The organism is Sodalis sp. RH22 (assembly GCF_047324165.1).
Classification (GTDB): Bacteria; Pseudomonadota; Gammaproteobacteria; order Enterobacterales; family Enterobacteriaceae; genus Acerihabitans.
This window is the reverse complement of the sequence record NZ_CP178731.1, coordinates 68619-85428: the sequence shown is the minus strand read 5'-3', so window position 1 is coordinate 85428 and position 16810 is coordinate 68619. Positions and strand designations below refer to the sequence as shown.

The 16810-nt window shown below is 58.3% G+C and carries 10 protein-coding genes; 8 read left to right on the top strand and 2 right to left on the bottom strand.

The features are described 5' to 3' along the window. Window positions 1-2: 2 nt before the first annotated feature. From dcuR to ompF (ACL2XN_RS00300), 7 genes are all read left to right on the top strand, one after another. Window positions 3-725: a two-component system response regulator DcuR gene (gene dcuR / locus ACL2XN_RS00330; protein ID WP_410014419.1), complete on the top strand. Its 723-nt coding sequence runs from the start codon at window positions 3-5 to the stop codon at window positions 723-725. Window positions 726-1011: 286 nt separating this feature from the next. After that, window positions 1012-2352, top strand: a complete 1341-nt coding sequence (locus ACL2XN_RS00325; protein WP_410014418.1) for an anaerobic C4-dicarboxylate transporter — start codon at window positions 1012-1014, stop codon at window positions 2350-2352. An 80-nt stretch (window positions 2353-2432) separates the two neighbouring features. Next, window positions 2433-3830, top strand: coding sequence for a class II fumarate hydratase (fumC, locus tag ACL2XN_RS00320; RefSeq protein ID WP_413723209.1), 1398 nt, complete (start codon window positions 2433-2435; stop codon window positions 3828-3830). Window positions 3831-6085: 2255 nt separating this feature from the next. Beyond that, window positions 6086-7759: an anaerobic glycerol-3-phosphate dehydrogenase subunit A gene (gene glpA, locus ACL2XN_RS00315; RefSeq protein WP_413729835.1), complete on the top strand. Its 1674-nt coding sequence runs from the start codon at window positions 6086-6088 to the stop codon at window positions 7757-7759. Further along, on the top strand, window positions 7749-9035 hold the full coding sequence (gene glpB / locus ACL2XN_RS00310; RefSeq protein ID WP_410016776.1) for a glycerol-3-phosphate dehydrogenase subunit GlpB: 1287 nt from the start codon (window positions 7749-7751) through the stop codon (window positions 9033-9035). The genes glpA and glpB overlap by 11 nt, the downstream gene beginning before the upstream one ends. Beyond that, on the top strand, window positions 9019-10218 hold the full coding sequence (gene glpC, locus ACL2XN_RS00305; protein WP_410014415.1) for an anaerobic glycerol-3-phosphate dehydrogenase subunit GlpC: 1200 nt from the start codon (window positions 9019-9021) through the stop codon (window positions 10216-10218). The genes glpB and glpC overlap by 17 nt, the downstream gene beginning before the upstream one ends. Window positions 10219-10920: 702 nt before the next feature. Further along, window positions 10921-12012, top strand: a complete 1092-nt coding sequence (gene ompF / locus ACL2XN_RS00300) for a porin OmpF (protein ID WP_410014414.1) — start codon at window positions 10921-10923, stop codon at window positions 12010-12012. 26 nt (window positions 12013-12038) lie between these two features. On the opposite strand, the gene robA is transcribed toward ompF (ACL2XN_RS00300), so the two are convergent. Then, the gene (robA, locus tag ACL2XN_RS00295) at window positions 12039-12950 is read right to left on the bottom strand and encodes an MDR efflux pump AcrAB transcriptional activator RobA (protein ID WP_413729833.1); all 912 of its coding nucleotides are present in this window, start codon (window positions 12948-12950) and stop codon (window positions 12039-12041) included. 711 nt (window positions 12951-13661) lie between these two features. Between robA and ompF (ACL2XN_RS00290) the strand changes: the two genes are divergently transcribed. Continuing rightward, complete coding sequence (gene ompF / locus ACL2XN_RS00290) at window positions 13662-14753, top strand: porin OmpF (protein WP_410014412.1); 1092 nt, start codon at window positions 13662-13664, stop codon at window positions 14751-14753. A 262-nt stretch (window positions 14754-15015) separates the two neighbouring features. Here ompF (ACL2XN_RS00290) and ACL2XN_RS00285 read toward each other — a convergent pair whose 3' ends face one another. Next, window positions 15016-16716, bottom strand: a complete 1701-nt coding sequence (locus ACL2XN_RS00285; protein WP_413729832.1) for an EAL domain-containing protein — start codon at window positions 16714-16716, stop codon at window positions 15016-15018. Between the last annotated feature and the right edge of the window lie 94 nt (window positions 16717-16810).

The following is a 16810-nucleotide window of genomic DNA, read 5'->3' as shown; positions in this document are numbered from 1 at the left end:
CTATGATAAATACTCTGATTGTCGACGATGACGCCATGGTGGCCGAATTGAACAAATGCTACCTGAGCCAGGTCAGCGGGTTTCAATACCACGCCACCGCCTCCACCCTGCAGCAGGCGCGGTCGCTGCTGATGGCGGCCGGGGATAAAATTGATTTGGTGCTGCTGGATATTTATATGCAGCAGGATAACGGCTTGGATCTGCTGCCCATCATCCGTGAAATCAGCGAGCAAACCGATGTCTTGATTATTTCCTCGGCCACCGATGTCGGCACGGTGAAAAAAGCGTTCAAATACGGCGTGGTGGATTATCTTATCAAGCCCTTTCAGTTCGCCCGTTTTGAACAGGCGCTGGTCAGCTACCGCGAGGAGGTCAATTTACTCGACCTGCGCGAAAACTGCGCGCAGTCCGATATCGACCATTTAATTCACCATAAAACCGCCGACGCCGATCACGGCCATAAAAAATTGCCCAAAGGCCTGACCGTTATTACCCTGCGCACCATCGGCGAGTGGATTGAGCAAAGCAAGGATCGGGAATTTTCCACCGAGATGCTGGCCAACGCCATCAACATTTCCAAGGTCTCCTGCCGCAAATACCTGATATATTTGGCGGAGGCGGATATTCTTACCACCACCATTTTTTACGGCTCCATGGGGCGCCCGGTCTATTTTTATCGCTTATTGCCGGAAAAACTGGAGGCGCTGCGCCAGTGTTTCCAGTAAATGCCGCCCGCCGCATCATACCGGTGCGGCGGCGGCGGGTTTCGCCAGCAATAGTGTTTAATTCCCGCCCTTAAATCAAATTAATTATTTCACATCATAAGCATTAACATCTAAACAACAATATGATTTGCCTAAATAAGATTGGCTATAACATAAAAATATTAAATCATATTATTAACTAAAAAAAGCGTCGGTATGTGATTCAGCACAATCATTGTGGTTTTAAACGGAGTTATTTGTTAAGCAGTGAATTTAAATAAAGTTATTAAACAAAGGAAAAGTACAAATGGCATTTTTTATTCAACTGGCCGTTATTCTGGCCTGTCTGTTATACGGCGCCAGAAAGGGCGGTATCGCCCTCGGCCTCCTGGGCGGTATCGGGCTGGTTATCCTGGTCTTCGTCTTCCATCTCGAACCCGGTAAACCCCCGGTCGACGTCATGCTGGTGATTATCGCCGTGGTCGCCGCCTCCGCCACCCTGCAAGCCTCCGGCGGCCTGGACGTCATGCTGCAAATCGCCGAGCGACTCCTGCGGCGCAACCCCAAATACGTCTCCATCGTCGCCCCCTTCGTCACCTGCTGCCTGACCATCCTCTGCGGCACCGGCCATGTGGTCTACACCATTTTGCCCATCATCTACGACGTGGCGATTAAAAATAATATCCGCCCAGAACGTCCCATGGCCGCCAGCTCCGTCGGCGCCCAGATGGGCATTATCGCCAGCCCCGTGTCGGTCGCGGTGGTCTCCCTGGTGGCCATGCTCGGCAATGTGTCTTTTAACGGCCGCCACCTCGACTTCCTCGACCTGCTGGCCATCACCGTTCCCTCCACCCTGTGCGGCATCCTGGCCATCGGTATCTTCAGCTGGTTTCGCGGCAAGGACCTGGATAAGGACGAGGTGTTCCAGAAATTTATCGCCGACCCCGAAAACCGCCACTATGTCTACGGCGATACCGCCACCCTGCTCAACCAGAAGCTGCCGCGCAGCAACTGGGTGGCGATGTGGATTTTCCTCGCCACCATCGCCGTCGTCGCGCTGCTGGGCGCGATGCCGCAGCTGCTGCCGGTGTTCGGCGGCAAACGGCTGTCGATGGTATTGGTTATCCAGATGTGCATGCTATTTTCCGGCGCCCTGATTATCATCGCCACCAAGACCAACCCGGCGGCCATCTCGAAAAACGAAGTCTTCCGCTCCGGCATGATTGCCATCGTGGCGGTCTACGGCATCGCCTGGATGGCGGAAACCATCTTCGGCGCGCACCTGGCCGAAATCGAAGCCAGCCTCGGCGCCATTATCAAGGTCCATCCCTGGGCCTACGCGCTGGCGCTGCTGGTGGTCTCGAAGTTCGTCAACTCCCAGGCCGCGGCGCTGGCGGCGATTGTGCCCCTGGCCCTGGCCATCGGCGTCGACCCGGCCTATATCGTCGCCTCGGCGCCCGCCTGCTACGGCTATTATATCCTGCCGACCTATCCCAGCGACCTGGCGGCTATCCAGTTTGACCGTTCCGGCACCACCCATATCGGCAAGTATGTCATCAACCACAGCTTTATCCTGGTGGGCCTGCTTGGCGTGGGCGTCTCAAGCCTTGTCGGCTGGATCCTGGCCGCCGCCTACGGCTTTTTATAAACACGACTCGCATCGCGCGGCGCGGCGGATGGAACACCCGCCGCGCGATTTATTTTTGTTTATCGCATAAGGATCACATTATGGAAAATATCCGCACTGAAAAAGACTCCATGGGCGCCGTCGAAGTGCCCGCCGACCGGCTATGGGGGGCGCAGACCCAGCGCTCGCTGGAGCATTTCCGCATTTCGCAGGAAAAGATGCCGGCGGAGCTTATCGCTGCGCTGGCCATGACCAAACGCGCCGCCGCCCAGGTGAACCTGGACCTGGGCCTGCTGGCCCGCGACAAGGCGCAGGCCATTATCACCGCCGCCGACGAAGTGCTGGCGGGAAAGCATCCACAGGAGTTTCCGCTGTCCATCTGGCAAACCGGCTCGGGGACCCAGACCAATATGAATATGAACGAGGTGCTGGCCAACCGCGCCAGCGAACTGCTGGGCGGGGAGCGCGGCGATACGCGCCTGGTGCATCCCAATGACGATGTCAATAAAAGCCAGAGCTCGAACGACGTGTTCCCCACCGCGCAGCATGTGGCGGCGGTGATTGCCCTGCGCACTCAATTATTGCCGCAGCTGGCTACGCTGCGGGCGTGCCTGGAACAAAAGGCCGAGGCGTTCAGCGACGTGGTGAAAATCGGGCGCACCCATTTGCAGGACGCCACCCCGCTGACCCTGGGACAGGAAATTTCCGGATGGGCGGCAATGCTCGGCCACAGCGCGCGGCATATCGAGGCGACGGTACCGCATCTGAGCGAACTGGCGCTGGGCGGCACGGCGGTGGGCACCGGCCTTAACACCCATCCGGAATATGCCGTACGGGTGGCGAAGGCCCTGGCGGAGCTGACCGGGCAGCCGTTTGTCACCGCACCGAATAAGTTCGAGGCGCTCGGCTCTTGCGACGCCCTGGTACAAGGACACGGGGCGCTCAAAGGACTGGCCGCGTCGCTGTTCAAAATCGCCAACGACGTGCGCTGGCTCGCCTCCGGGCCGCGCTGCGGCATCGGCGAAATCGCCATCCCGGAAAACGAGCCCGGCAGCTCGATTATGCCCGGCAAGGTCAACCCCACCCAATGCGAGGCCATGACCATGCTGTGCGCCCAGGTTATGGCCAATGATGTGGCGGTGAACTTTGGCGGCGCGTCGGGCAATTTTGAACTGAACGTCTTCCGGCCGCTTATCTCGCATAATATGCTGCAATCCATCCGCCTGCTGGCCGACGGCATCAGCAGCTTTACCCGGCACTGCGCCGGCGGCATCGAACCCAATCGGGCACGCATCAGCCAACTGCTGAATGAATCGCTGATGCTGGTCACCGCGCTCAATACCCATATCGGGTATGACAAAGCGGCCGAGATTGCCAAAAAAGCCCATAAAGAGGGGCTGACGCTAAAAGCGTCGGCGCTGAAACTGGGCTATGTCTCAGAGACGGAGTTCGACCAATGGGTACGGCCCGAGGCGATGATCGGCAGCTCCGTTAAATAGGCCCGCGCGGCGCTTTCCCTGTAAAGCGTTTAAACTGATGTTCCCGCCGCCCGGCGTCCGGGTGGCGGATTTTTCCCCTGATAATGATTAAACCCGCGGAGGGTTGCGCTTGCGGCTTATGCTGTGGGGCGGGGTTTCGTTTGCCGTACGTTGGGGGCCATGCGTTAGGGTGCGCCAGGGCATATGTCGCCTCGGCGAAGGTTTCGCTTGCCGTGCTTGAGGGTGCCATGCGTTAGGGCGCGCCAGGGCATATGCCGCCTCGGCGAAGGTTTCGCTTGCCGTGCGTTCAGTTGTTTTATGGAATGCCGGGCGCCGGCAAGCGACAAAGAGGCCGTACCGCGACGGCCTCCTTGACCTCCGCGCGCCCGGCAGATCGCGCGTCGCTGCGCGATACCTTCCGACGCCCGTTCCCCCTTATGCACCGGCCCGTTATGCGCTCCCGGCGCAACGGGCCTTTCGCCGCTCCCAGCGGCTCATGCCGGGGGCTCAGGCGCCGTCAGCGCGCTTTATGCCGGTCCACATGTCGCTGTTCGCACGGCATATTATGTAGCAATAACGGCGCTGTTGTTTTGGATAGAATCTGGCGTCGGGATACGGTTAACCTGCTTGCGGGGAGATTTATGTCGCCTCGGTGAAGGTTTCGCTTGCCGTGCGTTCGGCGCTTATATGTATTGCCGGGCACCGGCAAGCGACAAAGAGGCCGTACCGCGACGGCCTCCTTGACCTCCGCGCGCCCGGCAGATCGCGCGTCGCTGCGCGATACCTTCCGACGCCCGTTCCCCCTTATGCACCGGCCCGTTATGCGCTCCCGGCGCAACGGGCCTTTCGCCGCTCCCAGCGGCTCATGCCGGGGGCACAGGCGCCGTCAGCGCGCTTTATGCCGGTCCACATGTCGCTGTTCGCACGGCATGTTATGGAAGCAATAGCGGCGCTGTTGTTTTGGATAGAATCTGGCGTCGGGATACGGTTAACCTGCTTGCGGGGAGATTTATGTCGCCTCGGCGAAGGTTTCGCTTGCCGTGCGTTCGGCGCTTATATGTATTGCCGGGCGCCGGCAAGCGACAAAGAGGCCGTACCGCGACGGCCTCCTTGACCTCCGCGCGCCCGGCAGATCGCGCGTCGCTGCGCGATACCTTCCGACGCCAGTTCCCCCGTTATGCACCGGCCCGTTATGTGCTCCCGGCGCAACGGGCCTTTCGCCGCTCCCAGCGGCTCATGCCGGGGGCACAGGCGCCGTCAGCGCGCTTTATGCCGGTCCACATGTCGCTGTTCGCACGGCATATTATGTAGCAATAGCGGCGCTGTTGTTTTGGATAAGGTCTGGCGTCGGAATGCGATTGACCGTTATGAAATACACCGGGTATGGAATGTATCTGACACAACGAAAAGTTGGACATATAGTCATACAGTCATGCAGTAAGGCAGTCATGCAGTCATGCAGTCATGCAGTCATGCAGTAAGGCCATCATCATTCATCATTCAACTTTAAGCTTAAGTTTTAACAGTAAGCATTACGCTTTCAACCATCAGCCATCAGCCATCAGGCTGTAAACGTTAGCGCAAAATGAATACTGATACCTTTCCCGGTAAGTGCATGCCGCAAGAAACCCAAAAACGCTATTTTACTCACAGGCGATGGTGTTGACCTGGTGCCGGCATAGAGTGCGCCGGCGGCGCACATCGCGGCTGGATGAGCCGCCGGGAGCGGCGAAAGCTAAGGGCCGCGCCGGGAGCGCGTCCCGTGCGGTCCAAAAGCCGGGATGGGTGATGCCGGGAACCGCGCAGCGGCGCACGATCTGCCGGACGCGCGGAGGTCAAGGAGGCCGTCGCGGTACGGCCTCCTTGTCGTTTGCCGGCGCCCGGCACTACATATGAACACCTCACGTACGGCAAGCGAAACCTTCGCCGAGGCGACATATGCCCTAGCGCACCCTAACGCACGGCACGCGAAACCCACGCCACGGCAGCATAAACCGCCCCATAAGCCACAAACGAACCCCACGCCGTAGCCACATAAACTGCCCCGCCAGCCACAAGCGAAACCCCCGCCGCATTGCCCCGCGTCCCTGCTTCCGGTCCGCGCTAAACGGCCGCCGACATTGCCGCGAGCCAACGAGCCAATAAAGTAAGTAATCGCGCTTTTTATTTTCGTTTATTGTTCGTTATTGTTCTTTATCACACAAATCCTGTCCATTTTATGCGTTAATCCTACTATAACCATCCGCTCACTAGGGGATTAATCTATGGGAGAGAATATGAGCAACCGTTATTCCCATGAGGAGACGGACGTCATTATCATCGGCGGCGGCGCCACCGGGGCGGGGATCGCACGCGACTGCGCCCTGCGCGGGCTGCGGTGCCTGTTGCTCGAGCGCGACGATATCGCCGCCGGCGCCACCGGCCACAACCACGGCCTGCTGCACAGCGGCGCGCGTTACGCCGTCACAGACAGCGAATCCGCCCGCGAATGCATCGAAGAAAACCGCATCCTCAAACGTATCGCCCATCACTGCGTCGAGGCCACCGACGGCCTGTTTATCACCCTACCGCAGGATTCGCTGGCGTATCAGCAACGATTTATCGCCGCCTGCCTGGATGCCGGCATCGAGGCGCAGGCCATCGATCCGCAGCTGGCCCTCAGGCAGGAACCGGCGGTCAATCCGGCGCTTATCGGCGCGGTGCGGGTGCCGGACGGCACCGTCGATCCGTTTCGCCTGACCACCGCCAATATGATCGACGCGCGCGAGCATGGCGCGCGTTTTTTAACCTACCACAGCGTCACGGGGCTTATCCGCCAGGGCGATCGGGTGCGCGGCGTGCGCGCGTTCGACCATGCCTGCGGCCAGACACATGATATTTACGCGCCGGTGGTCGTCAACGCCGCGGGGATCTGGGGACAGCATATCGCCGAATACGCCGACCTGCGCATCCGCATGTTCCCGGCCAAGGGCGCGCTGCTGATTCTCGGACACCGCATCAACAACCTGGTCATTAACCGCTGCCGCGCCCCGGCCGATGCCGATATCCTGGTGCCGGGCGATACCATTTCCCTCATCGGCACCACCTCCACCCGCGTCGATTACGGCGATATCGACCGGCTGACGGTCACCCCCGACGAGGTTGACCTGTTGCTGCGCGAAGGCGCGCTGCTGGCGCCGCGCCTGGCGCACACGCGCGTACTGCGCGCCTACGCCGGCGTGCGGCCGCTGGTGGCCAGCGACGACGATCCTTCCGGGCGCAACGTCAGCCGCGGCATTGTCCTGCTGGACCATGCCAAACGCGACGGCTTGGAGGGTTTTATCACCATTACCGGCGGCAAGCTGATGACCTATCGCCTGATGGCCGAATGGGCCACGGATACAGTCTGCGCCAAGCTGGGCATAACAGTGCCCTGCACCACGGCGCAGCACGCCCTGCCCGGATCCAGGAAACCGGCGCAAGAGGCCGGGCGCGCCGCCGGACCGCTGTCCGCCAGCATCTCCGGCTCCGCCGTTTATCGCCACGGCGATCGCGCCAACCAGGTACTGTGGGGCGACCGCCAGGCCAACAGCCTGGTCTGCGAATGCGAGGCGGTCACGGCGGGAGAAGTCCGCTACGCGGTGGAGGCCCTGAACGTCAATAACCTCACCGACCTGCGCCGCCGCACGCGCGTCGGCATGGGCACCTGCCAGGGCGAGCTGTGCGCCTGCCGCGCCGCCGGGCTGTTAACCCGTTTTAACGTCGCCACCCCGCGCCAGTCCATCGGCCAACTGTCGGCGTTCCTGAATGAGCGCTGGAAAGGCATCAGGCCGGTGGCCTGGGGAGACGCGCTGCGCGAAAGCGAATTTACCAGTTGGGTCTATCGTGGCCTGTGCGGTTTGGACGGCGATGCCCGTCACGCCGCCCGGGACGATGCCCAAAAGAACACGGAGGCCGATGATGGAATTTGATGCCGTGGTAATTGGCGGCGGCCTGGCCGGGCTTAGCTGCGCCGTCAGTCTGGCGGAACAAGGCCACCGTACGGCGGTGGTCAGCGCCGGGCAAAGCGCACTGTATTTCTCTTCCGGCTCGCTGGATCTGCTGTCGCGCCTGCCGGACGGCACGCCGGTGGCGTCCCCCCCCGACGCGCTGGCGGCGCTGGCGGAACAGGCGCCGCAGCATCCCTATAGCCTGCTGGGCGCGCGCGAGGTCATGGCCAGGGCCGCGGACGCGCAGGCGCTGCTGGCCCGTTGCGACATTGCGCTGACGGGCCGGGCGCAGCATAACCATCAGCGCATTACGCCGCTGGGCACCCGCAAGGCAAGCTGGCTCAGTCCCGAAGAGGTGCCGGTAACGCCCTGGGACGGCATCCTGCCCTGGCAAAGGGTGGCGGTGATAGACATCGAGGGTTTTCTGGATTTCGAGGCCAGCATCGCCGCCGCCTCCCTCGCGGCGGAGCAAGGCATCCATGCCGTTGTGGCCTGCCTGCGCCTGCCCGCGCTCGACCGGCTGCGCGCCAATCCCAGTGAATTTCGCGCGGTTAATATCGCCAGGGTACTGGATTTGCCTGAGAATATCCCGGCCCTGGCCGCCGAGCTTGAACGCCTGGCGGGGGACGCGCAATGCCTTATTCTGCCGGCCTGTATCGGACTGGACTCGCCGCAGCCGCTTGAACGGCTGCGCGGCCTCGTCAATCGGCCAATCTACCTGCTGCCGACCCTGCCGCCCTCGCTGTTGGGCATCCGGTTGTTCCAGGCGCTGCGCCGGCGCCTTAACCGGCTGGGCGGCGTCTTTATGCCGGGCGACAAGGTATTGAAGGCGCGGTTCGCGGGCCGGCGCATCATCAGCGTTTCCACCCGCAACCACGCCGATATCCCGGTGCGCGCGCGCCAGGTGGTGCTGGCCAGCGGCAGTTTTTTCAGCAATGGACTGGCGTCCACCCATGAGCGGGTCTATGAACCGGTGTTTGGTCTGGACATGTTTGGCGACGGGGAGCGGGATACCTGGAGCCGCGCCGATTTTTTCGCCCCCCAGCCCTATCTGCAGTTCGGGGTTAAAACCGATGACCGCCTGCGGGCGCTGCTTGGCGGTGAACCGCTGGAAAACCTGTATGCCGTCGGCGCGGTGCTTGGCGGCTATGATCCGTTAAGCCAGGGCTGCGGCGCGGGGGTTTCTTTGGTAAGCGCGCTGCACGCCGCGGGAAGGATCGCCGTTACGCTTGAGGAAAATCATGAGCCTGCCCTTTGATAACAGCTTTGAGAGCTGCCTGAAATGTACCGTTTGCACCACCTATTGCCCGGTATCACGGGTCAATCCGCTGTATCCCGGGCCGAAGCAGGCGGGGCCGGACGGCGAACGGCTGCGCCTGAAGGATCCGGCGCTGTACGACGACGCGCTGAAATATTGCTCCAACTGCAAGCGCTGCGAGGTGGCCTGTCCGTCCGAAGTACGCATCGGCGATATTATCCAGCGGGCCAAGGCCCGCTACAGCGCGCGCAAACCCAGCCTGCGCGACGCCATCCTCAGCCATACCGACATCATGGGGTCCCTTTCCACCCCCCTGGCGCCGGTGGTGAATATGGCCACCGGACTGAAACCGGTGCGGCGGCTGCTGGATAAAACGTTAAAAATCGACCATCGCCGCCAGTTGCCGACATACTCATTCGGCACCTTCCGCCGCTGGTACCGCCAGGAGGCCGATATCCAGCGGCAGTATGCCGAACGGGTGGCTTTTTTCCACGGCTGTTTCGTCAATTACAACCACCCGCAGCTGGGCAAGGATTTGATCAGGGTGCTGAACGCCATGGATATCGGGGTGCAGTTGTTAAAACGCGAGAAATGCTGCGGCGTGCCGCTTATCGCCAACGGCTTTATCGCCCAGGCGCAAAAACAGGCGCGGGTCAACGCCGCCTCGCTTGAACACGCGGTGCTGGAGCACGGCATGGCGGTGGTGGGCACCTCGTCCAGCTGCATCCATGCCCTGCGCGAGGAGTATCCCCATCTGCTGGACGTGGATACGTCGGCGGTGCGCGAGCGTGTCGAGCTGGCCACCCGCTATATCTACCGCCGGCTCGAGGCGGGCAAAACGCTGGACCTGAAGCCGCTGCGGCTGCGGGTGGCCTACCACACCCCCTGCCATATGGAAAAAATGGGCTGGGCGCTGTATACCCTGGAACTGCTCAGGCGCATCCCCGGCCTCGACCTGGTGGTGCTGGACTCGCAGTGCTGCGGCATCGCCGGCACCTACGGTTTCAAATCGGAGAATTATGCCACCGCGCAGGATATCGGCGCCCCGTTGTTCCAGCAGATCGAACGCAGCGGCGTCGACCTGGTGGTGACCGACTGCGAAACCTGCAAGTGGCAAATCGAGATGTCCACCGGCAAGCCCTGCGAGCATCCGATAACGCTGCTGGCCCGCGCTCTGGCCTGACCTCCCCGGCCGCGCCGGGGATCGGGGGGTTACCGATGGCCGCCCCAACCGATCGCCGCATGCCGGGCGGTTGCGGGCGGCGCCTTCCCGCCTCTGGGCCAGGCGCATATATTCCCGCACCCGGTTGCTGACAATGTCACCGCCGGCCGATTACCGCCGGCTTTGCATCCCATGATTTGATAACACAAGAATATATTCATTAAAAAAAATTGTTATTTAAAATTCATTGCTTGTTTCGGCTTAAGATACCCATGAATAAATGCGTTAAAATTATCCCCCCCGGACCAGGCAGCCTATATCGGCATGCCCGCCGTAAAGTTTTAATATCATTAATAGCGCAATTACAATTGATTACCCTATGGATACCAGTAACCACCTATTCAGTGAAAAAATCTGATTATTGCCGTAATATCCAATACCTTGCTGAATGCCGCTTAAGTTTTTTTTATTAATTTCCTTTAAAGCAGTGAATTATAATATTTATGACGAGATCACAAAACCTAATATTTAACGTTCCGTTTATTAAAAAAAAGGCGTTATTATTTTATCTCCCAATGGTGCTTCCTGTGTCTGCTTGATGCGCTTCCGCCCTGGCCGCGGGATGAAAAAGGCCAGGGCAACACACCCTTATCTCCGGTATGCAGGCAGTGGCGCGGGCTCACGTCCGTATTAAATAAAAATATTTTATAAGGTATCCCTCCGATGAAATATACCCTACTAGCAGTGATGATCCCGGCCCTGCTCGCGTCGGGGGCCGCAAGCGCGGCCGAAGTATTTAACAAAGACGGCAATAAACTGGATATGTACGGTAAAGTCGACGGCCTGCATTATTTCGCTGGTGATGACGGCTATGCATCCGATGGCGATCAGTCCTATGTGCGTTTCGGTTTTAAAGGCGAAACCCAAATCAATGATCAGGTCACCGGCTTTGGCCAATGGGAATATAATATACAAGCTAACAAAACCGAGGGCGGCAATGATGCCACCGACGGCACCAAAACCCGTTTGGGTTTTGCCGGCTTGAAATTTGCCGATTACGGTTCATTTGACTATGGCCGTAATTACGGCGTGGTGTACGATGCCCTGGGCTGGACGGATATGCTGCCGGAGTTCGGCGGCGAAACCGCTTACTCCGATAACTTCATGGTCGGCCGTACCACGGGTGTTGCCACCTACCGTAATACCAATTTCTTCGGCCTGGTCGACGGCCTGGGTTTTGCCCTGCAGTACCAGGGTAAAAACGATCGGTCGGATATCGCCCGCGCGAACGGCGACGGCTACGGCGGTTCAATTTCGTATATGTCGCCCATCGGTGTCGGCATTGTCGGCGCCTACTCCTCCTCGGATCGCACCAATAGCCAGAATCTTGCTCCCTACGGCCAGGGCAAGCGCGCGGAACAGTGGGCGACGTCGCTGAAATATGACGCCAATAATATCTATCTTGCCGCCACCTATGGCGAAACGCGCAGGGCCACCTATATCAACGGCACAACCCCGGCCGGCGTCGGGGTGACGGGTTTTGCCAACCAGACTCAGGATATCCTGCTGGTGGCGCAATATCAGTTCGACTTCGGTCTGCGTCCGTCCATCGGCTATACCAAGTCCAAAGCGAAGGACGTCGAAGGCATCGGCAATGTTGACTTGATTAAATACTATGAAGTCGGCGCCACCTATTACTTCAACAAGAACATGTCGACCTATGTCGATTATATCATTAACCGTATTTACGAGGACAACCAGCTAAGCCGTAACCGCGGCAACGTCGTGGCGCTGGGCCTGGTATATCAGTTCTAGCCGGCCCGTAAGACACGCACATCCGGTTACGCCGCCGGTCCCTGTACTGGCATGACGTCGGCGGCGGCAGTCTGCAGAATGGGGATCAGGTAATCACAGTGGATTTCGCCGCTGCCGTCATCGTTACTGGATGACGGCCAGCGGTGGAAACGTTCGATATCATAGCCGTCGCGCCGCACCATGCGCATCAGCGGCAGGCAGACACTGTAGAGATCCATAATAAATCCCTGCAGCCCCCCGGCCGGCCCCAGGTAGGTAAACAAGGCATAATCGCCGGCGTTCAATGAAAGTTCCTGCAGATTCTCACTTTTGACCGGCAAAAACGCCGGTTCGGCGGCGGTGGTATAAAACACTTCGTTTTCACCGTTCTTATCAACGGCGGGACGCGAGTAGCACAGGCCGTAAACCACCGGCGGGCTGCTTTGCGCCTCTTCCAGGAAAGTGCGCCAGAACTGCGCGCGCAGCTCGGCACGGTGACGGCTTAACTGCTCCAGCGTGCAGGTGTAGCTGCGGGTAATGCCTTCCAGCCTCAGCGCCGGCAGCATAACGATTTCAGCCGGGGCATAGGCGCAGGAGGCGCGGCCTATCGGCGGCTGGATGCCGAAAAAATCCCAGCGCAACGAACGCCGGTAAAAGGCCGGCGTTTGCTGGAACTGCTTTTTAAACGCGCGGGTAAAGGTTTGCTGTGATTCAAAATGATATTGCAGCGCAATGTCCGCCAGCGACCGGCTGGTGAGACGCAGCGCCATGGCGGCATGGGACAGGCGCCGGGCGCGGATATACGCGCCGAGCACCTGGCCCGTCGTCTCTTTGAATTTTCGCTGCAAATGCCATTTGGAATAACCCGACCTGGCGGCTACGTCGTCCAGCGATAGGGGTTTGTCCAACTGCTCTTCCAGCCAGGCCAGCAAATCGCCAATAATCCCGGATCGGTTCATAAAAAACCTTATGCCTCAAAATCTTTATATCGCGGTAGAATCCCCGATAAAAGAGAAATAACTAAAGCGATTATTCCCTGTTTAATCCCAAGATTCTATCTATTATTTTATTCATTAATCATGCTGTTATGACAGTTAATGCTTTTTTTGACGCGACATGCAGCGACTTTACATAAAATGACAATTCTCGCCTGAGATATAAGCAGTGTTAAATCTTCCGCGTGAACTATAAATGCTATTTTTGACCTTAAATGGCAATTGCCATACTATTAGGAATCTTTTTAACATATTGTGCCAAAATTATCCTCTGGTGCCTTTTTTAACGTTTGATGCTATTATCCACATAATAACAAATAGTTACTTTTAATAATATATTGAAAAACCATCCTGTATAAAAATGTCATTTTTAGCCGTAAGTGTTATTTTTGACATTTAGTGTCATATAACTTTTATATATTAATTGCAAACCAACGTCTTTGATTACAATAGTTAAACACCGATCACAAAATTTCATATTTTGCGTTTCGCTTTTTAAATAAATAGCGTTAATATTTCTTCTCCCATTGGTGCTTCCTGTGTCTACTCGATGCGCTTCCGCCTTGGCCACGGGATGAAAAAGGCCAAGGCAACAAATCCTTATCTCCAGTGTTCAGGCAGTGGCGCGGGCACAGGCCCGTATTAAATAAAAATACTTTATAAGGTATCATTTCGATGAAATATAGCATCCTTGCAGTGATGATCCCGGCTTTGTTAGCGTCGGGAGTAGCCAGCGCGGCTGAGGTGTATAATAAAGACGGCAATAAACTGGATTTGTACGGCAAAGTGGACGGTCTGCATTACTTTGCTGATGATGATGGCTACGCGTCCGACGGCGATCAGTCTTATGTGCGTTTCGGCTTCAAAGGCGAGACACAAATCAACGATCAGCTGACCGGCTATGGCCAATGGGAATATAACATCCAGGCTAACAAAACCGAAGGCGGCGACGATGCCACCGACGGCACCAAAACCCGTTTGGGTTTTGCCGGCTTGAAATTTGCCGATTACGGTTCATTTGACTACGGCCGTAATTACGGCGTGGTATACGATGCCCTGGGCTGGACGGATATGCTGCCGGAGTTCGGTGGTGAAACCGCCTACACCGATAACTTTATGGTCGGCCGTACCACGGGTGTTGCCACCTACCGTAATACCAATTTCTTCGGCCTGGTCGACGGCCTGGGTTTTGCCCTGCAGTACCAGGGTAAAAACGATCGGTCGGATATCGCCCGCTCGAACGGCGACGGCTACGGCGGTTCAATTTCGTATATTTCGCCCATCGGTGTCGGCGTTGTCGGCGCTTACTCTTCCTCGGATCGCACCGATAGCCAGAACCTGGCCACCGTTGGCCAGGGCGACCGTGCCGAACAGTGGGCGACCTCACTGAAATATGACGCCAACAACCTTTATCTGGCCGCCACTTATGGCGAAACCCGTAACGCCACCTATATCGACGGCACGACCCCGGCCGGCGTCGATGTGGTGGGCTTTGCCAACAAAACCCAGGATTTCCTGCTGGTGGCGCAATATCAGTTCGACTTCGGTCTGCGTCCGTCCATCGGCTATACCCAGTCCAAGGCTAAGGACGTTGAAGGCATCGGAGACGTTGACTTGATTAAATACTACGAAGTCGGCGCCACCTATTACTTCAACAAGAACATGTCGACCTATGTTGATTACATTATCAACCGCATCGACGATGATAACTCCCTTGGCGTCAACAGCGGCGACGTTGTGGCCCTGGGCCTGGTTTATCAGTTCTGATTCAGGTATCGCATTATCGACGGCCCGCATCGCTGCGGGCCGTTTTTTTTCCGCCCGCCCAATAATTATTCTCTCCCGGCGGAGGGTTTGCGTCCGCGCGGGCATGGCGGCGGATAACTGGCAAAAGCTGGCCATAAGCCTGGTTTTCGCCGGCCAATACCGCGCCTGGCGCGAATAAAATGCAGGTCGCCGTCATTACGCGGGTGAAGCGCGCCGTGCCCCAGGTACTCGCGTATTGTGGCAATTTCGGCGAGGGCGCATCCTAGCCTTTGATTTCCCGCTCGTTGTCCCCGTCCAATTGGCCGCTGCGGGAGATATCGCCAAGCAGTTGCTCCAGTTTTTCCTCCGACAGCGGTTTGGAAAATAAGAACCCCTGCAGCTGGGTACAGCCGGCGTCCACCAGAAATTGCTGCTGCTCGGGCGTCTCCACCCCTTCGGCAATCACCTCGAGGTTCAGTTTTACCCCCAGGTGGGAGACGGCGGTGACGATGGCGGCGGTGTCCTTTAACTGGGTGACGAACTGCACGAAGGAACGATCGATTTTTACGCTGTCGACGACGATATCTTTCAGCAGGCTGAGGCTGGAATAACCGGTGCCGAAATCATCCAGGGAAATCCGCACCCCCGCCTCGCGCAGCAGGACCAGTTGATGTTTGCTGTTGGCATCGGAATTCATGATGGCCGTTTCGGTAAGTTCCAGCTCCAGGCGTTCCGGCGGGAAACGCAGCTCGGCCAGCAGCGCCAGCACCATACGGGCGAATCCGCCGTCGCGCAGCTGAATAGGCGACACGTTGACCGACAGCGATAAATCGCCCCAGCGCAGCATCTCGCGGCACGCCTGGCGCAGAATAAACTTGCCCAGGGGAATAATCAGCCCGGTTTCCTCGGCCAGGGGCACGAACTGCACCGGGGAAATTTCGCCCAGCTCCTCGTCATGCCACCGCGCCAGCGCCTCTACGCCGATAATATGGTTGTCGGCGGCGCGAATCAGCGGTTGGTAGGCGCAGGTAATATCCCGGCCCGACGACAGGGCGTTGGCCAGCGCCTTTTCCATGCGCCGCTTGCTGCTCAGGCTGGCGTCGAGCGACTCGGAATAGAAACAGTGCACGTTTTTACCCTGCCGTTTCGCCTCATACAGGGCGGCGTCCGCCTTGCGCAGCAGTTCGCCGGCGGTGATAACCGCCTCGGTAATCACCGTCACGCCCACCGATACCGTGACAAAAGGCGACGCGCCGGTCAGCGTAAACGGCGTTTGCGTCAGGTTGACGATCCGGCGGCACAATTCTTCCGCCTGGGCGCTCGCGAGGGGGTTATCGGTGAGCAGGGAAAACTCGTCGCCACCCATCCTGGCGACCAGGCTTGCCTGCGGCGCCACGCCCTGCAGCCGGCGGGCAAATTCGCACAGCACAAAGTCCCCGGCCTGGTGGCCGTAGGTATCGTTAATATTTTTAAAACCGTCGAGATCCATCAGCAGCAGCAGGCCGCCGGCATGCTTGCCAACCCCGGGCACCACCACCTGGTTGAGCTGTTCATAAAGCGCGGTGCGGTTGTGCAGTCCGGTCAGGATATCATGGTAGGCCAGGTAACGGGTCTGGGCCTCGGATTCGCGCAGGATGGTAATATCATTGAGCGAGACCAGCACATAGGGCACGTCATGAAAGATAATGCGCGAGCAGCGCACCATCATCGACGTCTGCCCATTGTTCCGGTTCAGCATCTGATGCTCGTATTCCACATCTTCACCGGTTTCCAGAACGTAACGATCCCGCTCGGTAATGATGTCCACCAGCTTATCGTCAAGGCCGGCCAGCGGAGAATGCCCCAGCATCTCCCCCGGCGATTTACCGAATAATTCGCAGGCTTTGCGATTCAGGAACACCACCCGCTGCTGTTCATCTTTCAGGAATGTGGCGTCAGGCAGCGCGTTCAATACCGCCTGGCAGACTGCAAGATTATTAAACATGGCATGGGCATCCCGTATGAATCGGTACCCCAAGATTAGCAGATTTGTCCCTGCCTGCGCACAAGTTTACCGCCGGTGTCCCCGCGCTCACGAG